The organism is Zoogloea sp. JDB1, from assembly GCF_056724025.1.
In genome coordinates this window covers 1,439,505-1,463,298 of the sequence record NZ_CM161496.1, presented here as the reverse complement: position 1 = coordinate 1,463,298, position 23,794 = coordinate 1,439,505, and the positions used below count along the sequence as shown (strand labels likewise).

The window sequence follows — 23,794 nt, the reverse complement described above, 5'->3', positions numbered from 1 at the left end:
AGCCACGAAGGCGTAGCTTTTCCGCCTTATGCCAAACGCTCGGCGAAGCGTTCCGCCGGCTCCGCCTTGCCGAAGTGCCAGCCCTGCAGCGAATCGCAACCCAGATCGAGCAGCGTGTCGGCCATCGCTGCGCTCTCGACACCTTCCGCCACCAGGCCAAGACCCAGGTTGTGGCCGAGCCCGACGATGGCCGCGACGATCGCCCTATCTTCCGGCCCGGCATTGATCGCCCGCACGAAGGACTGGTCGATCTTCAGCTTGTCGAGGGGGAAGCGCCGCAGGTAAGCCAGGCTCGAGTAGCCGGTGCCGAAATCGTCGATGGCGATCGACAGGCCCAACGCCTTCAGCTCGGCGAGCTGGTGGGCGGCCTGCTCCACATCGGCCATCACCATGCTCTCGGTGACCTCGAGGGTCAGCAGTTCGGGCGGCACGCCGTGGCGCGCCAGCGCCGCCGCCACGGTGGCGACGAAATCGGCACGGCGGAACTGCAGCGGCGAGATATTGGCCGCCACCGGCACCATGCGGCGCCCCTCCGCCCGCCAGGCCGCCAGCTGGCGGCACAAGGTGTCGAGCACCCACGCGCCGATGGGCAGGATCAGCCCGCTCTCCTCGGCCAACGGAATGAAGCGAGCCGGCGGTACGTTGCCGAGTTCCGGGTGGGTCCACCGCAGCAGGGCTTCGGCGGCGATCAACCGGCCGTCGACTGCCACCACCGGCTGGTAGTTCAGCGCCAGCTCGCCACGCTCCAGCGCCCGGCGCAGCGCGTGCTCGATGGACAAGCGCTCGCTGGTCGCGGTGGCCATGCTCTCGGTGAAGAACTGCACGCCGTTGCGCCCCTCTTCCTTGGCCTTGTACATCGCCATGTCGGCCCGGTCGAGCAGGATCTCCGCATCCTCGCCGTGATCCGGATAGATCGCCACGCCGACACTGGTGGACAGGCTGAACTCACATCCGGCCAGGCGGAAAGGTTCATCCAGGGCCGCCAGCAGGCGCTCCCCCGAGGCCTGGAGATCCGCGGGGCCGCCCTGCTCGGGCACCACCACGACGAACTCGTCGCCACCGTGGCGCAGCACGCACTCCCCTTCACGCAGCACCGAGGTCAAGCGCTGGGCGACCTCCACCAGCAACTGGTCGCCGACGTGATGGCCGAGGGTGTCGTTGATATTCTTGAAGCGGTCGAGATCCAGGAAGCACAGCCCGATCCGCCGCCCATCCCGCCTCGCTTCCTCCACAGCGTGCGCCATGGTCGGCTGCAGCGCAGCCCGCGATGGCAGGCCGGTGAGGAAATCGTGGTTGGCCAGAAAACGGATGCGCGCCTCATCGGCCTTGCGCCGGCTGATGTCGGAGAACACCCCGACGTAGTGGAAGGCCGGACCATCGGGGGCCCGCACGACGCTGATCGACATGTCAGCGGGGAAGCTCTCGCCGCTGGCCCGGCGTATCCACACCTCGCCCTGCCACAGGCCGTCCTGCAGCGCCACGGCGCGGATGCGGCTGGCGAAGCCGCGCGGATGCACCTGCGGATCGAACAGCACCAGGGGCCTTCCGCGCACATCCTGCCCGGCAATGCCGGTGAGCGCGGTGAAGGCCCGGTTGGTCATCACCACCCGCCGTTCGGGATCGATGATGACGATGCCTTCCGAATTGTTCTCGAAGACCTTCGCCGCCAGCCGCAGCGTCTCGTCGCGACGGTAATTGCGGAGGGCGATGCCGATGTCGGTGCTCATCTCGTCGAGCAGAGCCACCGTCTGCGCGTCGAAAAAGTGCTTCTCGGCCTTGCACAGCACCAGCGCCCCGTCCGGCCCGCCGCAGTCACGGATCGGAAACAGGGCGAAGGAACCGGCCGCCTTGTCGCGCCCAAGGCCGTCCGGCCACGCCTCCACCACACCGGGCAGAGCCGGGTCATTGACGATCAGCACCTCGGCCGGAACACGGTGCGTGGGCAGACAGCCCAGATCCGTACCACCGTCGCGGCACTTGCCGTACATGGCCACCGGCCTGAGGACACCGCCCTCGATCTCAGGGAAGCCGATCCAGGCCAGGTCCAGCTCACCGAATTCGACCGCGATACGGCATACCTGGGGCAACAGCGCATCCGCATCACGGGCATGCACGATCGCCTTGTTGGTCACCGACAAGGCGTGGTGCAGGCGCTGCAGGCGCTCGATGTCACGGTTGCGGGCACGCAGCGCAGACAGGGTTTCGTCGAGGGTTTCGGCCAGTTCCCCGAGTTCGTCCCGGCGCACCACCGGCATGCGGATCTCGGCATCCTCGCCGCCGGGTGCACGGCGGCGCCCTAGGGCCGCACGGATGGCCTCGGCCGGACGCAGCACGTAGCGGGACAGCAACAGATAGATCAGGCCCGCCACCAGGCTCAGCACCGCCCCCAGCCCGACGGACAGGTGCAGCGCCGTTTCCTCGGCGGCCTGCCACAGGCTGCCCGCATCGAGGCGCAGGAACAGTACGCCGTCGTCCAGGCGGCCGCTATCGCCCCCTGCGCCGAGCAACGGCACCGGTTCCAACACATCCAGGCTGCGGCGGCTCGAATCCAGCACCCGCACGCCGTGACGGGACGCCTGCACACTGCCGAGACTGGCCTCCAGCGCCCGGTCGGGCAGCGCCGTCAACGGCAGATCTATCCAGTCGTGGTCACTGGCGGCGATGACGCGGCCCGGCTCACCCGCCGCCAGCACCAGGCGCTGCACGTCCCGCGCAGCCCCCAACGCCGACACGAGCCGGCGCAGATCGGCGGAATCCCGGGCGGTCTCTGCTGCTGCATGGACAGCCGACACAGTCGCCTCGGCACGCTGCTCGACGAGGATCTGGAAGCGCTCCACGATCCCCGAGTACAGAACGCCGACCAGCAACCCCATCCCCATCGCCCACAGGGCCAGCAGGGGTCCGAGCAGACGCCAGCGCAGGGACAGGAAACGGGCGCCGCTCATCGGCGCATGCCCTTCGACATGAACATCATGCAGGGCGGCAGCCCCCGGCGATGGGCTCGCAGGCGATCAACAACAGGAAGCGACAACGCGACACGGGCACGGACGAAGTCATAAGCCAAACCGATAACTTTCCTCTCAGGCAAGTATGCGCCGGCGTTCAAAAAATGCCCATGTTCCGAAACCGCCCGACACATTTGGCAAATGGCCGCCCCCGCTTCGGCCTCGACCCGGCGCCCCGTTGACCGCGGTCAAGGTCTGCGCGCCGGGGCGCGCCTATAGTCCGCCGGCGTCATTTTTCGCCGCCCGGAACCCATGACTCCCCCGCATCCGATCGAACTGGTCTGCCCCGCCGGCAGCTTGCCCGCCCTCAAGACCGCCATCGACAACGGCGCCGACTGCGTCTATCTCGGCTTCAAGGACGCCACCAACGCCCGCAACTTCACCGGCCTCAACTTCGACGACAAGTCGATGGCCGACGGCGTGCGCTACGCCCATGACCGTGGCCGCAAGGTGCTGCTGGCCCTCAACACCTACCCGCAGACCGACAACTGGTCCAGCTGGACCCGCGCCATCGACCGCGCCGCCGCCTGCGGCATCGACGCGCTGATCCTCGCCGACCCGGGCCTGATGGCATACGCCCGCAAGACCCACCCACAGCTGCGCCTGCACCTTTCGGTGCAAGGCTCGGCCACCAGCTACGACGCCATCAATTTCTACTACGAACGTTTCGGTATTTCGCGCGCGGTGCTGCCGCGGGTGCTGTCGCTGGCTCAGGTCGAGCACGTGATCGCCAACACCCCGGTGGAGATCGAGGTTTTCGGCTTCGGCGGGCTGTGCGTGATGGTCGAGGGGCGCTGCGCGCTGTCGGCCTATGCCACCGGCGAATCCCCCAACTGCAACGGCGCCTGCTCGCCGGGCAAGCATGTGCGCTGGGAGCAGACCCCGAAGGGCATGGAAACCCGCCTAAACGGCATCCTCATCGACCGCTTCGCCGACGGCGAGCGAGCCGGCTACCCGACCCTCTGCAAGGGCCGCTTCGACGTGAATGGCGAGACCTACTACGCCATCGAGGAACCCACCAGCCTCAACACCCTGGAACTGTTGCCCGAGTTGGCCCGCGTCGGCGTGCGCGCGATCAAGATCGAAGGCCGCCAGCGCAGCCCCGCCTACGTCACCCAGGTTACTAAGGTATGGCGCGCCGCCATCGACCGCCTGCAAACCGACACCGCCCCCTTCCGCGTCGAGGCCGCCTGGATGGCCGAACTCAACAAGGTGTCCGAAGGGCAGAGCCACACCCTCGGCGCCTACTACCGTCCCTGGAAGTAAGCCCCCAAAACCTGCCGTTCCGCATCGGGCCCCGGGAAGGGGCCAACGAAACCCCGGGCGGCCCTTCGTCTTACTGGAATGCGATGAAACTCGCCCTCGGTCCCCTGCTCTACTACTGGCCCCGCCAAGCCACGCTCGCCTTCTACGCCGACATGGCCGACGCACCGCTGGATGTCGTCTATCTCGGCGAGACGGTGTGCTCCCGCCGCCACGAACTGCGCCTCAGCGACTGGCTCGAAGTAGCCGAAATCCTCGCCGCCGCCGGCAAGGAAGTCGTGCTGTCCAGCCAGGTGCTGGTGGAATCCGAATCCGACCTCAAGACCCTGCGCCGCATCGTCACCAACGGCCGCTTCCGTGTCGAGGCCAACGACATGGGCGCGGTGCGCCTGCTCACCGGCGGCGACGCGCCGGTGGCCGACTGGATCGCCGGCCCGACGCTGAACATCTTCAACCCAGCAACCCTGGGCATGTTCGCCGAACTTGGCGCCAGCCGCTGGGTCGCCCCGCCGGAGATGTCCCGCCAGCAGATCGCCCAACTGCGCGGCGGCCTCGGCCAGCCGATGGAAGTCGAAATCTTCGCCCACGGCCGCCTGCCGCTGGCCTTCTCGGCGCGCTGCTTCACCGCCCGCCACTACAACCTGCAGAAGGACACCTGCGAGTTCCGCTGCCTGCAGTTCGCCGACGGCATTCCGCTGAAGACCCGCGAAGGCGAACCCTTCCTGACCCTCAACGGCATCCAGACCCAGTCCGCCCACGTACACACCCTGCTCGGCGACCTGCCTGCCGTGCAGGCCGACGGCCTCGACATCCTGCGCATCAGCCCCCAGGGCGAGCACACCGCCGAGGTCATCGACCTGTTCCGCCAGGCCCTGGCCGGTGCGCTGCCCCCCGCCGAGGCCCTGCGCAACGCCCGCCCGCTACTGCCGGATGCCCCGTGCAACGGCTTCTGGCACGGCCGGCCGGGCGTCGAACAACTCGTCACCGCCTGATCTTCCGGAGCGCCCGACCATGAAACTGCCCGCCTTCACCCTGCCCAAACCGATTGCCAGCATCGGCGCCCGCCTGCCCCAGCTGCCGCCGACGCTGGCGCTGGTCGGCGGCCTCAACCTGACCCTCGACCGCATCCTGCCGCGCGACACGCTGGAGCCCCTGACCGGCAAGCGCCTGCTGCTGAAGGTCACCGACGCCGGCCTGGCGCTGCGCTTCACCTTCACAGCGCGGGGCTTCCGCCCGCTGTTCGACCCGCGCCAGCCGGATCTGACCATTTCCGCCACCACCCGCGACTACCTGGCCCTCGCCCTGCGCGAGGAAGACCCGGACACCCTGTTCTTCAGCCGCCGCCTGCTGATGGAAGGCGAGACAGACCTCGGCCTGCTGGTCAAGAACACCCTCGACGCGGTGGACTGGGATGCGCTACTGGCACGCCTCGCGGCCTTCCGCCCCGGCTTCGGCAAGCGCACTCCGGCCCAGCCGGCCTGAGGCGGCCGCGGCGGGCGGCCCAGCATCCCGGCCATCCCCCGGGGTCCGCCGCCCCAAACCCCTGTCCGCGGCTAGAATGAAGCCTGACGCGCTTCTCCAGCCAGCCCGATGCCTTCGCCACGCCACAGTTCTCCGCTCGCCGCCTACTTCGCCGCCGCCATCGGAATACTGATCGTCTACGCCTGCCTGCATCCTTTCACCGGCTGGCGGGACCCCGGCCTGCCGCTCTTCGAATTCCTGTCCGCCCCGTGGCCGCGCTATTACAGCTGGGTGGACCTGGTGGTGAACGTCATCGGCATCGTGCCCTTCAGCTTCGCCCTGGTGCCCGCCCTGGGCCGCCTGCCCCGCGTGCTGGCGGTGCTGCTGGCAATCCTGCTCACCGCCAGCCTGAGCCTGTCGGTGGAAACCCTGCAGAACTTCCTGCCCACCCGTGTCTCGTCCAACGTGGACGTGGGCTGCAACACCATCGGTGGCATCCTCGGCGCGCTGGCCGGCGCGCGCTGGGGCGAACGCCTGTTCGCCCCCGACAGCGGCCTCACCCGCTGGCGCCAGCGGCGCATCGTCCCCGGCCACGCGGGCGAGATCGGGCTGGTACTGATGGGCCTGTGGCTGCTCACCCTGCTGACCCCCGAGAGCCTGCTGTTCGCCACCGGCGACCTGCGCCGCCTGTTCGATCTACCGACCCCGCTGCAATTCAACCCGACCCGCTTCGTCAAGGTGGAGGCCGCCATCGCCACCAGCCAGTTGCTCGCCGTCGGCCTCACCGCCAGTTGCATGATGCGCCGCTTCAGCCCGTGGCCTCTGGCCGCGCTGGTGCTCCTCGGCCTTGGTGCCAAGACTCTCGCCGCTGCCGCATTCTTCTCCCCCGGCGAACCCTTCCACTGGATGACCCCCGGCGGGCAAATAGGCCTTGCCGCCGGCTCGGCACTGCTCGGCGTATGCCTGCTGCTGCCCAAGCGCAGCCACGGCATGCTGGCCGGCATGGCGCTGCTGGTCGGCACCGCGCTGGTCAACCTGGCCCCCGAGAACCCCTTCCTGCCCAGCGACGTGGAACTGATCCGCCACGGCAACTTCCTCAATTTCCACGGTCTTACCCAGCTCACGGCCAGCCTGTGGCCCTTCGCCGCCTTTGCCTACCTGGGCCTGACGGGCCCCAATGCATCGGACGACAAAGGCCGCCGCTCCTGATCCCGGGCTTCACACGACTCCCGCAGGACCGGCGATTGGCCGATAATCGCGACCACATTCCAACAATCAGAACCGCTCCCCCGGAAACCCGCCCATGAGCTACTTCAAGCACCACGTCTTCTTCTGCTGCAACCAGCGCGGCCCCGGCGAAACCTGTTGCGCGGCCCAGGGCGCCATCGAGTTGCAGACCTACGCCAAGGACCGCATCGCCGCACTGGGCCTGAAGGGCAAGGGCAAGGTACGCATCAACAAGGCCGGCTGCCTCGACCGCTGCGACGAAGGCCCGGTGCTGGTGGTGTACCCCGACAACGTCTGGTACACCTTCGTGGACAAATCCGACGTGGATGAAATCATCAGCGAACACCTGCAACACGGCCGCATCGTCGAACGCCTGAAGATCTGATCATGGCTGCTACCGAAACCGCCCTCATCAACGGCCCCGACGGCCCAATCGAACTGATCATCGACACACCGGACCAGGTCCGCGGCATCGCCCTCGTCTGCCACCCGCACCCGTTGTTCCACGGCGCCAACACCAACAAGGTTGCCCACACCCTGGCGCGGGCCTTCCGCGACCTGGGCTACGCGGCGCTACGTCCCAACTTCCGCGGCGTCGGCAAGAGCGTCGGCACCCATGACAACGGCGGCGCCGAGACCGAGGACATGCTTGCCGTCATCGCCTGGGCCCAGAGCCGCTGGGGCGGCCTACCGCTGGCCCTCGGCGGCTTCTCCTTCGGCGCCTACGTACAGACCCGCGTCGCCGCCCGGCTGGCCGACAGCATCACGCCGCCCGGCCGCATCGTGCTGGTCGGCACCGCCGCTGGCGAAGTCACCGGCGCGCGCAGCTACACCACGCTGCCGGTACCCAAGGACAGCCTGATCATCCATGGCGAGCGGGACGAGACCGTCGCCCTCGCCAACGTAATGGAATGGGCCGAACCGCAGGAGCTTCCGGTCGTCGTCGTCCCCGGTGCCGACCACTTCTTCCACGGCAAGCTGCACATCATCCGCAGCATCATCGAACGGGCATGGCGCCCTCTCTGACAGCACAAAAACAATGAAACTCGTCGTTTCCCTCACCAGCCCCTACGCACGCAAGATCCGCGTCGTCCTGGCCGAAAAGGCCCTGCCCTTCGAACAGATCGTCGACATCCCATGGGTTCCCGAGACCCACGTGCCCGACTACAACCCCCTCGGCAAGGTACCGGCGCTGGTCGCCGACGACGGCCAGGAGTGGTTCGACTCGCCGGTCATCGCAGAATACCTCGAGACCCTCGGCGGCCCCGAGCTGATTCCCGCCGAACGCCTGGCCGCGCTGCCGGTACGCCAGAGCGAGGCCCTCGCCGACGGCATCACCGACGCCGCCGTGGCGGCCTTCCTGGAAAGCCGCCGCCCGCTGCCCAAGCAGGACCACGCCAACATCCAGCGCCAACTCGACAAGATCCGCCGCGGCCTCGCCGCCCTCGAAACACGCCTCGAGCGGCGCCTGGGGCTCGGTGACGAGACACTGAGCATCGCCGACATCGCCGCCGGCTGCGCCCTCGGCTACCTGGACCTGCGCCTCGCCGAGTTCAACTGGCGTTCCCGCCACACGGCGCTGGCCGCCTGGGCCGAGCAACTCCTCGCCCGGCCGTCCTTCGTGTCCAGCACGCCGCCGCTGAACTGATGCCCCTCGAGATCAGCGGACTCGTCAAGCGCTTCGGCGAAGGCAGCGAAGCCCGTGAGGTGGTGCGCGGGCTCAACCTCAGCCTGCGCCCCGGCGAATGTTTCGCGCTGCTCGGCCCCAACGGCGCCGGCAAGACCACCACGCTGCGCTGCGCGCTGGGCCTCACCGCCCCCAGCGCCGGTGACATCCGCCTATGCGGGCTACCGGTGCCCGAACAGGCCCGCGAGGCCCGCATGCGGGTCGGCGTGGTGCCGCAGATCGACAGCCTCGACCCGGACTTCACCTGCGCCGAGAACCTGGTCGTCTTCGCTGGCTATTTCGGCATCCGCGAGAGCGACATCCGCCCGCGCATCCCCGAGCTGCTGGCCTTCGCCGGCCTGGAGGGCAAGGACAACGCACGCATCCAGTCCCTGTCCGGTGGCATGAAGCGGCGCCTCACGCTGGCCCGGGCACTGGTCAACAAGCCCGAACTGCTGATCCTCGACGAGCCCACCACCGGCCTCGACCCCCAGGCCCGCCACCTGATCTGGGAGCGCCTGCGCCGCCTCACCGCGGAAGGCACGACGATCCTGCTGACGACCCACTTCATGGACGAGGCCGAGCGCCTCGCCCACCGGCTGGCCATCCTCGACGCCGGGCGCCTCCTCGCCCAGGGCAGCCCGCGGGACGTCATCGCCGCCCACATCGAACCCCAGGTGGTGGAAGTCTTCGGCGAATGGAACGGCAACGGCCAGTCCGCCGGCCCGGACTCCGGTGCCGCTGCGTGGGCCGCCCGCCATGCCGCCAGCTTCAGCAAGCGCTGCGAGATCAGCGGAGAAACCGCCTTCTGCTATACCGACGACGCAGCCCCGCTGCTGGCCCACCTTGCCCACCAGCCCGGCCTGCGCACCCTCCACCGCCCGGCCAACCTGGAGGACGTGTTCCTCAAGCTCACCGGCCGCGAACTGCGCGACTGAACGCCCATGGATAAACCGTCCGGCCGTCGCGGCCACTTTGCTCCGCCACGCCTGTCCCTGCGCTTTGCTGCGGTGTGGCGGCGCAACTTCCTGGTCTGGAAGAAGCTCGCCCTGCCGTCCGTCGTCGGCAACCTGGCCGACCCGGTGATCTACATGCTGGGCCTCGGCTACGGCCTCGGCATGCTGGTGCCGCAGGTCGAGGGCGTGTCCTACATCGCCTTCCTGGCCGGCGGCACCCTGTGCTATTCCACAATGAACGCCGCCACCTTCGAGACGCTGTACTCCGGCTTCTCGCGCATGCACGTGCAGAAGACCTGGGAAGCCATCATGAACGCCCCGATCGCGCTGGACGACATCGTCGCCGCCGAGCTGGTGTGGGCCGCCAGCAAGGCGACGCTGGCCGGCACGGCGATCCTTGCGGTGATCGCCGCCTTCGGCTTCACCGCCTCGCCGCTGGCGCTGGCGGCGATCCCGGTGATCTTCCTCAGCGGCCTGTGCTTCGCCGCCCTTGGCCTGATCATGACCGCCGTAGCGCCAAGCTACGACTTCTTCATGTACTACTTCACCCTCTTCATCACGCCGATGACGCTGCTGTCCGGCGTGTTCTTCCCGCAGAGCCAGCTGCCCGCCGCGGTACGCAGCATTGCCGACGCCCTGCCCCTGAGCCACGCGGTCAGTCTGGCGCGGCCGCTGCTGCTCGGCCAGGTGCCGCACAACATCGCCCTGCACGTCGGCGTGCTGGCCGCCGTCACGGTCGCCGCCTTCTGGCTGGCCCTGGCGCTGACGCGCCGCCGGCTGTTGAAGTGAGAACCCCATGAGCACACCCGACGACACCTTGCTGGTGTTCACCAACCTGCCCGACGCCGCCGCAGCCAACACCCTTGCCGCGCTGCTGATCGAGCGCCGTCTGGCCGCCTGCGTGAACATCCTGGCCCCATGCACCTCGGTCTATCGCTGGCAGGGCGCCGTCGAAACGGCCAGCGAAGTACCGCTGCTGATCAAGACCACCCGCAGCCGCTACGCCGAGCTGCAGGCCGCGGTGCAGGAAGCCCATCCCTACGAACTTCCCGAGCTGATCGCAGTCCCTGTCACTGACGGTCTGCCCGGCTACCTGGCCTGGGTCACCGTCGAAACGCAGGTGGTCACCTGAACACCCCGGGCGCCTTTCACAGCCCAAGCGCCATTTCTTGATCCATTCGTGGGGCGGCCCGGCCGTGCTGCCCCTACACTGCCGGCCATGATCCGAATCCGTACTTTTCTGCTGCCCCTGCTGTTGTTCACGCTGTCCCTGCTCGGCAACTTCGCCCGCGCCGCCGAAGAGCCGCTGCCGGTCGAACAGGCTTTCCGCGTGTCTGCCCGCGCGGTGGACGACCGCACCGTCGAAGTGCGCTTCCAGATCGCCGACGGCTACTACCTCTACCGCCACCGCTTCAAGTTCCAGGCCGAGGGCGTCACCTTCGGCGAACCCGCCATCCCGCCCGGCAAGCCGAAGAAGGACGACGCCTTCGGGCAGGTGGAGATCTACCGCCACGAGCTGGTCGTGCCAGTGCCCATCGTCGCCGGCAAGCCGCCTTTCGAGCTCGAGGTCAGCAGCCAGGGCTGCGCCGACATGGGTATCTGCTACCCGCCCCAGAAGCAGAGCTTCACCATCGCCGCAGCCGGTGCAGATGGCGGGTCCGGCGGCTTCCTGGCCCGCGCACTGGGCAAAGGCGACGCGCCCGCCGCCAGTGCCGCACCGGCCGCAACCGCCCCGGCGGACGACAGCCACGACGAATCCGGCCGCATCGCCCGCCTGCTGTCCGGCGGCAGCACCCTCACCATCCTGGCCAGCTTCTTCGGCTTCGGCCTGCTGCTGGCGCTGACGCCCTGCGTGTTCCCGATGATCCCGATCCTGTCCGGCATCATCGTCGGCCACGGCCATGCGATCACCAAGGGCCGCGCCTTCGGCCTGTCCAGCCTGTACGTGCTGGGCATGGCCCTCACCTACGCAGCCGCCGGCGTCGCCGCCGGGCTGTCCGGCACGCTGCTGTCGGCCGCGCTGCAGAATCCCTGGGTGCTCGGCGCCTTCTCGCTGATCTTCATCGTGCTGGCCGGCTCCATGTTCGGTTTCTACGAACTGCAACTGCCCATCGCGCTGCAGAGCCGCCTGTCCGACACCGTCAACCACCAGGGCGGCTCGCCCGGCGGCATCCTGCTGATGGGCGCCCTGTCCGCGCTGATCGTCGGTCCCTGCGTCGCCGCGCCGCTGGCCGGCGCCCTGCTCTACATCGCCAAGACCGGCAACGCCACGCTCGGCGGCGCCGCGCTGTTCATCATGGCCCTCGGCATGGGCGCTCCGCTGCTCCTCGTCGGCGTGCTGGCGCGCAGCGCGCTGCCCAAGCCCGGCCCGTGGATGGAAGGCGTCAAGCGTGCCTTCGGGGTGATGCTGCTGGGCGTTGCTATCTGGCTGGTCACGCCGGTGCTGCCGAGCGTCGTGCCGATGCTGGCCTGGGCCGGCCTGCTGGTGTTCTCGGCGATCTACCTGCACGCCCTCGACCCGCTGCCGCCCCACGCCAGCGGCTGGCAGCGCTTCTGGAAGGGTTTCGGCGTACTCGCGCTGATCGCCGGCGCGGCGCTGTTCATCGGTGCCATGGCCGGCTCCCGCGATCCGCTGCAGCCCCTCGCCATCCTGCGCGCCCAGGCCGCCGGCGCCCCCGCCGCAGCCGCAGCCGAAACCAAATTCCAGCGCATCGCCTCGGTGGAGGAGTTGGACCAGCTCCTCAAGACCTCCACCCGCCCGGTGATGCTCGACTTCTACGCGGACTGGTGCATCTCCTGCAAGGAGATGGAACGCTTCACCTTCGCCGACCCGGCCGTGGCCAAGCGCCTGGCCGGCTTCCAGCTCGTGCAGGCCGACGTCACCGCCAACAACGACGCCGACAAGGCCCTGCTCAAGCGCTTCAACCTGTTCGGCCCGCCCGGCATCATCTTCTTCAAGGCCGGCGGCGAAGAACGCCAGAACCTGCGCGTGATCGGCTTCCAGGAAGCGGAAGCCTTCGGCAAAGTCCTCGACGCGGCGTTGTAAGGGCCGCCCCATGCGCCAATCGCAGCTCGCAATGCGCAGCAAAATTCTCAAGAGAATCAGCGTCGATCCGCTATAATCGCCACCCTGAATCGAGGAGCGCTGCAAGACTGCCGGGTGCAAGGCCCGCCGTCCCAGGCTCGATGTCGATACCGTGCGGGCCTCCTGCCGGTATCTGCAACCGCGCTCACCCGTCCATGCTTGTTTGCAAACCCGTGCCGGGCACGGGGAGACGCGGTGAGCCATCATCCCGAGCCACGCGTAGTCCCTTCCCGGCCACATGTTCGAGGAGTTCTCATGAACGCTGTGGCTGAAAAGTTCACCGATTTCGTTATTGCCGACCTGTCCCTGGCCGACTGGGGCCGCAAGGAAATCCGCATCGCGGAAACCGAAATGCCCGGCCTGATGGCCATCCGCGAGGAATTCGCCGCCAGGCAGCCCCTGAAGGGCGCACGCATCACCGGCTCCCTGCACATGACCATCCAGACCGCGGTGCTGATCGAGACGCTGACGGCCCTCGGCGCCGAAGTGCGCTGGGCCTCCTGCAACATCTTCTCGACCCAGGACCACGCCGCCGCTGCAATCGCCGAAAAGGGCATCCCGGTGTTCGCCGTGAAGGGCGAGTCCCTCACCGATTACTGGGACTACACCCACCGCATCTTCGAGTGGGCCGATGGCGGCTACTCCAACATGATCCTCGACGACGGCGGCGACGCGACCCTGCTGCTGCACCTGGGCGCCCGTGCCGAGAAGGATCTGTCCGTGCTGAACAACCCGGACAGCGAAGAAGCCGTGGTGCTGTTCGCCTCCATCAAGGCCAAGCTGCAGCAGGACCCGACCTGGTACTCCACCCGCCTGGCGCAGGTGAAGGGCGTCACCGAGGAAACCACCACCGGCGTGCATCGCCTGTACCAGATGCACGCCAAGGGCGAGCTGAAGTTCCCGGCGATCAACGTGAACGACTCGGTCACCAAGTCCAAGTTCGACAACCTCTACGGCTGCCGCGAATCCCTGGTGGACGGTATCAAGCGCGCCACCGACGTGATGATCGCCGGCAAGATCGGCGTGGTGCTCGGCTACGGCGATGTGGGCAAGGGCTGCGCCCAGTCCCTGCGCGGCCTCGGCGCCACCGTGTGGGTCACCGAGATCGACCCGATCTGCGCACTGCAGGCCGCGATGGAAGGCTTCCGCGTGGTCACGATGGAAGACGCCGCCGCGATGGGCGACATCTTCGTCACCACCACCGGCAACGTGGGCGTCATCACCCATGACCACATGAAGGCGATGAAGAACAACGCCATCGTCTGCAACATCGGCCACTTCGACTCCGAGATCGAAGTCGCCAGCCTGCGCCAGTACGAGTGGGAGAACATCAAGCCCCAGGTCGACCACATCATCTTCCCGGACGGCAAGCGCATCATCCTGCTGGCCGAAGGCCGCCTGGTTAACCTCGGCTGCGCCACCGGCCACCCGAGCTTCGTGATGAGCAACTCCTTCGCCAACCAGACCCTGGCCCAGATCGAGCTGTTCACCAAGCTCGAGCAATACCCGGTCGGCGTCTATGTGCTGCCCAAGCAGCTCGACGAGATGGTGGCCCGCCTGCACTTGAAGAAGATCGGCGCCAACCTCACCGTGCTGAGCCAGGCCCAGGCCGACTACATCGGCGTGCCTGTCGCCGGCCCCTACAAGGCCGAGCATTACCGCTACTAAGCTGGCCCCTGCCCGCCGGTACGCCGGCGGGCCCGCAAGGATATCCCGTGCCGAACAACACACCCTTCTCCATCGAATTCTTCCCGCCCCAGACCCTGGAAGGCGTCGAGAAGCTGCGCGCCACCCGTGCCCAGCTGGCCGTGCTGCAGCCCGAGTTCTTCTCGGTCACCTTCGGCGCCGGCGGCTCCACCCAGGCTCGCACCTTCGAGACGGTGTTCGAGATCCAGCGCGAAGGCCACCAGGCCGCACCGCACCTGTCGTGCATCGGCTCCACCCGCGAGCACGTTCGCGAGATCCTGCTGCGCTACAAGGCCGAAGGCATCCGCCGCATTGTCGCGCTGCGCGGCGACCTGCCCTCCGGCGTCGGAGATCCGGGCGAGCTGCGCTACGCCAACGAGCTGGTGGAATTCATCCGTGCCGAAACCGGCGAGCACTTCCACATCGAAGTCGCCGCCTACCCGGAATACCACCCCCAGGCGCGCACGCCGCAGGACGACCTGCTGGCCTTCAAGCGCAAGGTGGATGCCGGCGCCAACTCGGCGATCACCCAGTACTTCTACAACCTCGACGCCTACCTGCATTTCCGCACCGAGTGCGAACGCCTCGGCGTCACCGTGCCCATCGTGCCGGGCATCATGCCGATTGTCTCGTTCTCCAAGCTGGCGCGCTTCTCCGATGCCTGCGGCGCCGAGATCCCGCGCTGGATGCGCCGCAAGTTCGAAGCCTTCGGTGACGATTCCGAGTCCATCAAGGCCTTCGGCCTCGACGTGGTCAGCGAGCTGTGCGCCAAGCTGATCGAAGCCGGCGCCCCCGGCCTGCACTTTTACAGCATGAACCAGGCCGGCCCCACCATCGCCCTGTGCGAACGGCTGGGCATCGGCCAGGTCAACAACAAGCAGGGCTGACCGCCATGCGCGATCCCTACGAAGTCCTCGGCGTCGCCCCGAGCGCCTCGGCGGAAGTCATCAAGACTGCCTACCGCAAGGCGGCGCGCCTCTACCACCCGGACCGCAACCCCGATCCGGGCGCGGCGGCGCGCTTCCGCGACATCCAGACAGCCTATGATCTGCTGGCCGACGAGGCCAAGCGCCGCGACTACGACGCCCTGCGCCAACGCAACCTCATCGACGACCCGCTGCAGGAGGCCACGTCCCTGTGGGCCTCGTACATTGAAAAGGTAATTTCTTGACCTCGTTTTACTTCGAAGACATTTTCGAGCGCTACGCCAGTGAAATCGACGACCTGCGCTCCGACTCGGAAGGCAAGGACGTACTCAAGAAGCGCGTCCGCGAGAAGCACAGCGAATTCCCCTTCCTGCTCTCGATGATCGACACCGCCCCCGAAATGGTGGCCTCCGCCCTCCACGGCGCCTTCCGCTTCAGTGCGCCGAAGGCCTTGCATGCCGCCTCGCACACCGAGCCGGGCGACGGCAGCTTCCCCAGCTGGGACGAACTCACCGAATCCCTCGAACTCGCCCCGTGGGCCAAGCCGCTCGTCGAGCAGAGCCTCAAGCAGGCCGGCGGCTGCGATTTTCTCGTCACTGCCGCAGTGCTCGAATGGATGCTCGGCAGCGGCGCCATCGCCCGCGCCGCCGCGCCCAGCGCCAGCGACGAGGATGACGAAGAGCGCGACGACCTCGGCGAAGCCGGGGAAGAGTGGCTGTCCGAACAGGGTTTCGACGCCGTCGACCGTTAATCGAAAGGTTTTCTCTCCATGTCTGAGCTTGTCATCAAGCAAACCCATGCCTTGATCCAGGCCGGCGAAATCGCCGAAGCCGAAGCCAATCTCGCCGTCATCGCCGAACAGGAAGGCGACCACGCCCTGGTGGCGGTGCTCGACGAGATGGCCCCCAAGGACGTGCTGGCCGTCATGCGCGAGTTCGACGCCAGCAAGGAATCGGTCATCAACCTGCTGGTCAGCCCCGAACAGTTCGTCCAGGCGATCCTCCTCGAGCGCCAGTACGGCGAGCCCCTCGAGAAGTACGTGCCACGCCTGCGCAACACCATGAACGCCGTCATGCACCGCACCGGCCCGTCCTGCGCCGAGGTCCTGGAATACCTCGCCGAGCACGATGAAGGCGTGCGCCTGCTGGCCGATTACTTCATCGACCACTACGACTCCCTGCTCGCCCTCGCCTTCCACGGTGTCTTCGAACAGGAGATCGACGCCGAGAAGGCCTTCGCGCCCAAATCCGCCATCACCTGGGACGCCGAGCGCGTGGACGAGCTCGACCAGGGCCTGGAGATCGGCGACGCCGTCGAAATGGCCCGCGTGCGCATGTCCCGCTCCGAAGTGGCCGACGGCGACTGGATGGAAACCGCCTGGGTGCTGCGTCACGAATTCCAGGACACCTTCGAGCTGCTGGTCATCGAGATCCAGGACCGCCTCCAGCGCGCTGCCGAAGCCGCCCGCCTGCCCGCCGAAACCGAACCGGGCGTACCGCGCCTGGAAGAGGACGACGAAGAATCCGCGATCTGATCCGACACCCATGTCCATCGATACCGCTCTCGCCACCGTCGACACCAGCCCCTATTTCGAACGGGTGCTGCGCCACGCGCTGAAGAACCACCAAGTAGATGCCGCCCGCCTGGACGGCATCCGCAAGGAAGGCGCCAAGGGCATCGTGCAACTGGCCGCCTATTTCGGCACCGCCAACCTGCGCCCCGAGCTGGAAGCCGCCCGCAACCGGCTGGTGACCCTCGTCGGCCTGGCCCTCGAAGCGGAATCCGGTAAACGCATGGACGTCGCCACCCAGCTGCTGCGCGACAAGACGCTGCTGGCCCTCTCCAAGGCCGGCGCCGACCGCCTGCGCAAGCTCCACGCCCTGCCCAGCGAACGCCTGCTGGCCGGCCCCGAGGTGTTGCGCGAGAACGAGAAGGACTTTCTCGACAAATACACCTCGGTCACGCCGATCAGCTACTCCCGCTACCTCGCCGAACGGCGCACCCGCGAGCAGAATCAGCACCACATCGAGCTGGCCTACTGGCTGGCTGGCAAGTTCGGCGTGAGCCGCGACGACGCCACCGAATGGCACGTGTTCTGCGAATCGGTGATCAACAGCGCGCTGCTGATCCTGCTCAGCGAACGCAAGCCCGCCGGCTTCTTCAGCGTTGATCGTTTCATGAAGCTGCACGAAGCCGCCCTCAAGAAACGCAGCCCCAGCTTCCCGACCCTCGACGCCTGGCTGGAGGACGCCCCCGCCCACCTGCGCAGCCTGATGGAAAAGGAGAAGGAGCGCTTCATCGCCAAGGTGCTGCCGGTGATCCGCGAAGTCCCCGCCACCGAGCTCTACCGCAATCAGGACCGCTTCTCCGGGCTGTTCTTCTTCGACACCAGCTCCGTCGACGAAATCACCCACCACGACAAGGCCCGCGCCGAGGAATGGCAGCACATCACCGGCCGCCAGGGCGACCACACCGACGTGCAATGCGGCGTACTGCTGATGGTCGCCACCGGTGTCGAACCTGCCCGCAGCCTGCGCAAGAAGGACGCCCTGCAGATCTGGGACAACTTCCGCGACAGGGGCTTCGACGAACAGGCCGTCGCCCACTTCATCGAACACGTCGTCCCCTTCGAATACCAGGCCGACGTGCGCCGCATGTGGCTCGAAGACCTTGGCCCCGAAGCCCGCATGCAGCTCGACCACCACGACGAAGGCGACGTCCTCGACTACCTGCAGGACACCTGCCGCGCCAGCTGGAAAAAACGCGGCTAACCCTCGACATTGCGCCAAAACCATGACACCCCCATATCCGCAGGACATCGCTTGCGGATAAACTCGCGCCTCCAACAACCGAGAGCCGGCAGCAGACCGGCTCCGCCACCTTGTCCATGGAGACTGTCATGGGATTTTCCGCCCGGGGCCTTGGCGCCCTGACCACCCTGCTCTGCAGCCTGCTGCTTGCCAGCCCCCCGCTACACGCCGCCCCCGAAGCCCCCGCCGCAACCGACACCATCCGCATCGGCCAGAGCGCCGCCCTCAGCGGCCCGCTGGCCGAGCTCGGCACCGAACTGCGCGACGGTGCCGAGGCCTACCTCAAGTGGATCAACAGCAAGGGCGGCATCCACGGCAAGAAGATCGAACTCGTCAGCGACGACGACGCCTACGTGCCTGAACGCGCGGTGCAGAACGTCAAGAAGCAGCTCGACAACGACAAGGTGCTGGCCTTCCTCGGCATCATGGGCACCGCCAACTACTGGGCCGTGATGCCCCTGCTCGACGAACGCAAGGTGCCCTCCGTCGCCCCCTACACCGGTTCCGACGACCTGCGCAACCAGACCTCCCCCTACACCTTCTGGGTGCGCGCCAGCTACGGCGACGAAGCCGAGAAGATCGTCCGCCAGCTCACCACCACCGGCGTCACCCGCATCGCCGTCTTCTACCAGAACGACACCCTCGGCATCTCCGGCGTGGACGGCGTCACCAAGGCCCTGCGCAAACGCAACCTGACCATCGCCGCCAAGGGCTCCTTCGACAAGAACAGCCTCGACGTTGGCCCTGCCGTGCGCAGCATCAGCGCCGCCGCCCCGCAGGCGGTGATCATGTTCAGCACCTACAAGGCCACCGCCGCCTTCGTCCGCAAGCTCAAGCAGGGCGGCAGCGCCGCCCAGTTGTTCGCCGTCTCCGTGGTCGGGGTCAAGGCCCTCGCCAGCGAACTCGGCCCCGACGCCACCGGCATCGCCATCTCCCAGGTCATGCCCTACCCCGGCAACGCCGCACTGCCGCTGGTGCGCGAATTCGAAGCCCTCCCCAAACCCCTGCAGCCCAAGGCCGGCCTCACCTACACCACGCTGGAAGGCTTCATCTCCGCCAAGGTCCTCGTCGAAGGCCTGCGCCGCGCCGGCCCCCAACCGACCCGCGAGAAGCTCACCACCGCCCTCGAAAGCCTGCGCAACTACGACACCGGCGGCTACACCATCGACTTCGGCCCCGGCAAACGCCAGGGCTCCCACTTCGCCGAAGTCACCATCCTCGGAAGCGGCGGCAAACTGATGCGCTGAACGCGCAGCAGACACCAGCGGTGCTCGGGAGCCAGGGCCCATCGCGCCGAATCCTTCGAGCATCGCTGGTACGCAAAAGACCCAAAGTCACACTCACGAAACAAATCTATTGCAGAATCCTGAAAATGCATGGTAGGGTGCGCCACCAATTCACCAAGAAACCCATCACCAACCGGGACTTCTTGTGAATTTCAATAGCGCTTATCGCGCAAGCAGCGGTATCTCTCCCATCCATACGCAGCGTCCGGTATTGGCCCCCATGGCTTCAACGGAACGCCTGGATGCAAAGCCTTCCTCTTCTTGACAACAAGTCGGCGGCCGAGCCACAGCGCGTCATCGCGTTCAGCATCGGAAAGCACGGCGTGCCCACATCACAAGCATTCAGGTTTGCTGTGTCGTGACGCCACACTTCCGAGCTACGTGTCCGCTCTTGTCGTGACGCAAGGGGCTTCATAGCTGCCCGCGTTTTAAATCTCTCCTGTATGGCAAACGCCATCTCAAAAAAACAAACCATGCACAAAAACACACACATCGCAGTAGGCCGCTTTCGCGTCTCCCCCATGACCAAACCGAACTCCGAAGGCGGCTTTGCCGCATCGGTGTCCATTCACTCGGGCAGGGGAACCTCCACCACGACCCGGATCATGCGTTTCAAGCCCAGTTTCACGAGTCAGACTGCTGCCTTGCATTACGCATCGACAGAAGGCGTCGCCTGGGCGCTCCAGCACTAACAGCGAGCCAACCCATGCTGGAACGCAAGAGCCGACCAGCAACGCTCTGGTAGTACGCTTCATCATGCCTCGGCCCGTATGATGTTGAGCATGCGTACCTCCATCCTCACCCTGCTCATCACCCTGTCACTGGCTGCCTGTTCGACGATGCCTCCCGAAGGAGTGCATCCCGTGACATCTTTCGACATCGATCGCTACCTCGGCCAGTGGTATGAAATCGCCCGGCTCGATCATTCCTTCGAGCGCGGCATGAGCGATGTGAATGCCACCTACGCCTTGCAGGATGACGGTAGCGTCAGGGTCATCAATCGCGGCTACGACACCCGGCGCCAGGCCTGGAAAGAAGCCATCGGCCGTGCACTGTTCACTGGCGACAAGAACATGGGATCACTGAAGGTCTCGTTCTTCGGGCCTTTTTACGGCGGCTATCACGTGGTCGCGCTGGATCAACAACACTATCGCTGGTCCCTCGTCGCCGGCCCCGATCGCGATTACCTGTGGATTCTGGCCCGCGACACGACGCTCCCAGCCGATGTTCGCCAGCAACTGCTCACCCAGGCGCAAGCCCTGGGCTTTGCCACGGACAAGTTGATCTGGGTCGATCACCAGCGAACCGCCACGCCTTGAGCCCATCCACCGACCGCAAGCACAGCAAAACATCTCGCATCCCAAGAAGTTGCTTCTGCCCGACCCGAAATGATTTCCCCCATCTCATGAAGGCGTTCTGAGCGTCCCGGATAAATATCGGCACACGCAGAACACTTATCGCACACCTCCAAATCCTCTTCGTTACACCACGAATCGCCTTCGCCACCCCACGAAGTCCGATCGCCGCTCGCCGAACTCACTTCGGGCCACCCGGGTTCGTCATGTCACAGCCCGAAATGCATAAGCCAGCGTAGCGCATCGAGCATGAACAGCATGCTCCGGCCAGGAGCCATCTTTCGGCAATCAAAAAGAGCTGCTGACAAATACCCAAAAGGCATAAACCTTTACATGCCTTGACAACTGAACAAGCCAGGTCCCTCTAGACGTAATGTTGACTTAAATCAAATGGCTTAACGATAGCTTGGTAGCTTTTAGTAAAGATGGTTGCCCCTGAGGATTGAGATAGTAGGATAAAAGATAACTATCTTTTAACGGCGATTCGCTTAACGGGCGGCGGCCCACTTAAACAATACCTGACTGCCGCAGAACATTCTCTTGGCATGAAACCCGCATTAATCACCGCTATAGCAGCCTATGGCCAGAAAGGATCTTCGAGAACCTTTGCCATGGATAGCGTCCCAACAGCACTCCATTTTGCGTCGTGGAAAATTTGCTCAAAAAATCGAGACGGGTCCGGTCGTAGGAAAACGACGCGCCCTGCTTGATAAGTCATCATGTCCATAAAAACGAAACATTATGTACTCTGCACTGTTCTGCTGTGGTTCGTATTTCTCGGTTTTCCCTGCATAAGCTCTGCCACCTCTAACGCAGAAATAAAAGTTTCAGAGAAAAAAAATGAAGAAATTCATTTCGGCATCCTGGCGTTCCGCCCAAAGCCGGAGACGATCAAGCGATGGCAACCACTCGTGGATTATTTGAACGCCCGCGGGCTTAAGCAAAGAATCGTTCTTGAGGCATACACATACCAAGAACTAAGTGAAGCGGTTCGTACCAAGCATACAGATATCGTTCTGACACAGCCGGCACATTATATTGAGTTGAGTTATAAACAAGGGCTCTATTCCCCCTTGGCGACCCTTGTCGGAAGGGATGGAGATATGGTTCTGCCAAATTTTGGTGGAGTCATCCTGACCCTGTCCAGTCGAGACGATATTCGCGATCTGATCGACTTACGAGGAAAGCGCATTGCATTGACGGACACCATATCGGTTGGCGGCTATCAGGCACAAGCGAATGAACTTTTCAAATTAGGCATTGAACTGCCACGCGATGCAACGCTTATTGAAACCGGCATGCCCCATGACAATGCCGTCGAGGCGCTGTTAGCAGGAAAAGCCGATGCTGCATTCGTTCGGACTGGCATTGTCGAAGCGATGGTAAAGGAACATAAGCTTGACCCAACAAAAATAACGATCCTCAAAGCATCCGATATTCCTCCATACCCCATGCGACTCTCGACCCATTTGTACCCCGAATGGGCCCTTGCTGCCATGCCTTGGGTTGATGAAGAACTGGCACGACAGATCGCCGGCGCAGTCTTGTCTCTGCCGCATGGTGGTGAGGTGGCCAAGGCCGCCGAGATTGAGGGTTTCACCATTCCTGGCAACTACAAGATTATTGATGAAATGATGCGAACGTTGCACATACCGCCGTTTGATGTGCCTCGCAAAATAACGCTGGAAGATTTGTGGCATCAATACGCGGACGTCATCGCAGTGACATCCCTTTCCCTTGGAACGATCCCCCTGCTACTCCTAATAGCCCTACTTCGTTCGCAAGCTCGCACAAGGAAAGAGCACATCAGGTACAGCGAGAATCTCGAACGCATCGTTGCAGAACGGACAAGCGAACTTGTTCTTGCCAAGCAGGCTGCAGAAACTGCCAATATTGCAAAGAGCGCATTTCTTGCAAACATGAGCCACGAAATCCGCACGCCGTTGAATACCATCACGGGGATGGTCTATCTATTGCAACGAGCGGGGGTGACGCCAGAGCAGGGAGGCCGACTGGAAAAGATCAATATTGCGGGCCGGCATTTGCTGGAAATAATCAACGCAATTCTGGACTTATCCAAGATCGAGGCTGGCAAGTTCACCCTCGAAGAGGTGGAGGTCAATATCAGAGCGATCGTTGCGAATACCATTTCGATGTTGACGGAACGAGCCCGTGCCAAGCACCTTGAACTACGTGTCGAAACCCAGCCCCTCCCGCTCCATCTATTGGGTGATCCGACACGCCTGCAGCAGGCCATCCTTAATTACGCCAACAACGCCGTCAAATTTACCAAGGCTGGCCACGTCACGATCCGGACATCTTTGGCTGACGATGGCCCTACCAGCGCTCTGGTTCGCTTCGAGGTGCAGGACACGGGCATCGGGATCGCACCGGAAAACGTGGCAAAACTGTTCTCGGTTTTCGAGCAGGCTGACAACTCCATCACTCGGGAGAATGGAGGCACCGGTTTGGGGTTGGCGATCACAAAGAAACTGGCCTTACTGATGGGCGGCGATGTGGGAGTAGTGACCACACCTAATGTAGGTAGTACGTTCTGGTTTACCGTCCGACTCAAGAAAGGCACATTGAATGAGCAAGTTATTGAGCCAGCGGCAATAGAATCGGACGAGGACGCACTGCGCAGGGGATATGCACAATCTCGTATTCTTCTGGTTGAAGACGAACCGGTCAATCGCGAAGTAGCGTTGGATTTATTGAACGATATCTGGCCACGGATCGATGTGGCCGAGAATGGACTTGAGGCGGTCGAGAAATCCAGGGAACATGCTTACGATCTGATATTGATGGATATGCAGATGCCGAAGATGGATGGATTGGAGGCCACCCGGCAAATTCGCCGTCTTCCCAACTTTGCCACAACGCCGATTCTCGCCATGACGGCCAATGCCTTTGTAGAGGACAAAGCGCAGTGCTTCGCGGCTGGCATGAACGATTTCATCCCCAAGCCGGTCGAGCCCGATCTACTCTTTGCAAAGCTCTTGAAGTGGTTGTCACAGCAGCAAGACTGAACATTTAATCCGCTTATTGGTACGGCTACCCTATCCCGA

The 23,794-nt window shown here is 64.9% G+C and carries 21 protein-coding genes and 1 riboswitch; of the genes, 20 read left to right on the top strand and 1 reads right to left on the bottom strand.

The window, feature by feature from the left end; genetic code table 11:
* Nucleotides 1-26: 26 nt before the first annotated feature.
* Nucleotides 27-2,945, bottom strand: coding sequence for an EAL domain-containing protein (locus AC1PPK_RS06425; protein ID WP_481117011.1), 2,919 nt, complete (start codon nucleotides 2,943-2,945; stop codon nucleotides 27-29).
* Between the two features lie 312 nt (nucleotides 2,946-3,257).
* Here AC1PPK_RS06425 and ubiU point away from each other — a divergent pair, with 312 nt between their 5' ends.
* The 20 genes from ubiU to AC1PPK_RS06325 all read left to right on the top strand — a co-directional run bounded on the left by ubiU (nucleotide 3,258) and on the right by AC1PPK_RS06325 (nucleotide 23,755).
* Nucleotides 3,258-4,271 (top strand): ubiquinone anaerobic biosynthesis protein UbiU, encoded by a 1,014-nt coding sequence (gene ubiU / locus AC1PPK_RS06420; protein ID WP_481117010.1) that lies wholly within the window; start codon nucleotides 3,258-3,260, stop codon nucleotides 4,269-4,271.
* Nucleotides 4,272-4,354: 83 nt separating this feature from the next.
* The gene (locus tag AC1PPK_RS06415; RefSeq protein WP_481117009.1) at nucleotides 4,355-5,260 is read left to right on the top strand and encodes a U32 family peptidase; all 906 of its coding nucleotides are present in this window, start codon (nucleotides 4,355-4,357) and stop codon (nucleotides 5,258-5,260) included.
* 19 nt (nucleotides 5,261-5,279) lie between these two features.
* Nucleotides 5,280-5,750 (top strand): ubiquinone anaerobic biosynthesis accessory factor UbiT, encoded by a 471-nt coding sequence (gene ubiT / locus AC1PPK_RS06410; protein ID WP_481117008.1) that lies wholly within the window; start codon nucleotides 5,280-5,282, stop codon nucleotides 5,748-5,750.
* A gap of 108 nt (nucleotides 5,751-5,858) precedes the next feature.
* On the top strand, nucleotides 5,859-6,938 hold the full coding sequence (locus AC1PPK_RS06405) for a VanZ family protein (RefSeq protein WP_481117007.1): 1,080 nt from the start codon (nucleotides 5,859-5,861) through the stop codon (nucleotides 6,936-6,938).
* A 94-nt stretch (nucleotides 6,939-7,032) separates the two neighbouring features.
* Nucleotides 7,033-7,341 carry a (2Fe-2S) ferredoxin domain-containing protein gene (locus AC1PPK_RS06400; protein WP_481117006.1) on the top strand — a complete coding sequence of 103 codons (309 nt, stop codon included), beginning with the start codon at nucleotides 7,033-7,035 and terminating at the stop codon, nucleotides 7,339-7,341.
* Between the two features lie 2 nt (nucleotides 7,342-7,343).
* Nucleotides 7,344-7,982, top strand: coding sequence for an alpha/beta hydrolase (locus AC1PPK_RS06395; RefSeq protein ID WP_481117005.1), 639 nt, complete (start codon nucleotides 7,344-7,346; stop codon nucleotides 7,980-7,982).
* Between the two features lie 13 nt (nucleotides 7,983-7,995).
* Nucleotides 7,996-8,604 (top strand): glutathione S-transferase, encoded by a 609-nt coding sequence (locus tag AC1PPK_RS06390; RefSeq protein WP_481117004.1) that lies wholly within the window; start codon nucleotides 7,996-7,998, stop codon nucleotides 8,602-8,604.
* Nucleotides 8,604-9,560 (top strand): ATP-binding cassette domain-containing protein, encoded by a 957-nt coding sequence (locus tag AC1PPK_RS06385; RefSeq protein ID WP_481117003.1) that lies wholly within the window; start codon nucleotides 8,604-8,606, stop codon nucleotides 9,558-9,560. Before AC1PPK_RS06390 ends, AC1PPK_RS06385 begins: the two co-directional genes overlap by 1 nt.
* Nucleotides 9,561-9,566: 6 nt before the next feature.
* Nucleotides 9,567-10,367: an ABC transporter permease gene (locus AC1PPK_RS06380; RefSeq protein WP_481117002.1), complete on the top strand. Its 801-nt coding sequence runs from the start codon at nucleotides 9,567-9,569 to the stop codon at nucleotides 10,365-10,367.
* Nucleotides 10,368-10,374: 7 nt separating this feature from the next.
* A complete protein-coding gene (cutA, locus tag AC1PPK_RS06375) occupies nucleotides 10,375-10,710 on the top strand; it encodes a divalent-cation tolerance protein CutA (RefSeq protein WP_481117001.1) in 336 nt (111 codons plus the stop codon).
* Nucleotides 10,711-10,797: 87 nt separating this feature from the next.
* Nucleotides 10,798-12,624, top strand: a complete 1,827-nt coding sequence (dsbD, locus tag AC1PPK_RS06370; protein ID WP_481117000.1) for a protein-disulfide reductase DsbD — start codon at nucleotides 10,798-10,800, stop codon at nucleotides 12,622-12,624.
* Nucleotides 12,625-12,709: 85 nt separating this feature from the next.
* Nucleotides 12,710-12,817: riboswitch (S-adenosyl-L-homocysteine riboswitch) on the top strand.
* 101 nt (nucleotides 12,818-12,918) lie between these two features.
* Nucleotides 12,919-14,331, top strand: coding sequence for an adenosylhomocysteinase (gene ahcY / locus AC1PPK_RS06365; RefSeq protein WP_481116999.1), 1,413 nt, complete (start codon nucleotides 12,919-12,921; stop codon nucleotides 14,329-14,331).
* A gap of 47 nt (nucleotides 14,332-14,378) precedes the next feature.
* Complete coding sequence (gene metF / locus AC1PPK_RS06360) at nucleotides 14,379-15,236, top strand: methylenetetrahydrofolate reductase [NAD(P)H] (RefSeq protein ID WP_481116998.1); 858 nt, start codon at nucleotides 14,379-14,381, stop codon at nucleotides 15,234-15,236.
* Between the two features lie 5 nt (nucleotides 15,237-15,241).
* Nucleotides 15,242-15,520 (top strand): DnaJ domain-containing protein, encoded by a 279-nt coding sequence (locus AC1PPK_RS06355; protein ID WP_481116997.1) that lies wholly within the window; start codon nucleotides 15,242-15,244, stop codon nucleotides 15,518-15,520.
* Complete coding sequence (locus tag AC1PPK_RS06350; RefSeq protein ID WP_481116996.1) at nucleotides 15,517-16,026, top strand: hypothetical protein; 510 nt, start codon at nucleotides 15,517-15,519, stop codon at nucleotides 16,024-16,026. Before AC1PPK_RS06355 ends, AC1PPK_RS06350 begins: the two co-directional genes overlap by 4 nt.
* Nucleotides 16,027-16,044: 18 nt before the next feature.
* Nucleotides 16,045-16,809, top strand: coding sequence for a hypothetical protein (locus AC1PPK_RS06345; protein WP_481116995.1), 765 nt, complete (start codon nucleotides 16,045-16,047; stop codon nucleotides 16,807-16,809).
* A 10-nt stretch (nucleotides 16,810-16,819) separates the two neighbouring features.
* Nucleotides 16,820-18,046, top strand: a complete 1,227-nt coding sequence (locus AC1PPK_RS06340) for a hypothetical protein (RefSeq protein WP_481116994.1) — start codon at nucleotides 16,820-16,822, stop codon at nucleotides 18,044-18,046.
* Between the two features lie 128 nt (nucleotides 18,047-18,174).
* A complete protein-coding gene (locus AC1PPK_RS06335; RefSeq protein WP_481116993.1) occupies nucleotides 18,175-19,332 on the top strand; it encodes an ABC transporter substrate-binding protein in 1,158 nt (385 codons plus the stop codon).
* 821 nt (nucleotides 19,333-20,153) lie between these two features.
* Complete coding sequence (locus AC1PPK_RS06330) at nucleotides 20,154-20,690, top strand: lipocalin family protein (RefSeq protein WP_481116992.1); 537 nt, start codon at nucleotides 20,154-20,156, stop codon at nucleotides 20,688-20,690.
* Between the two features lie 755 nt (nucleotides 20,691-21,445).
* Complete coding sequence (locus tag AC1PPK_RS06325) at nucleotides 21,446-23,755, top strand: PhnD/SsuA/transferrin family substrate-binding protein (protein WP_481116991.1); 2,310 nt, start codon at nucleotides 21,446-21,448, stop codon at nucleotides 23,753-23,755.
* Nucleotides 23,756-23,794: the final 39 nt, after the last annotated feature.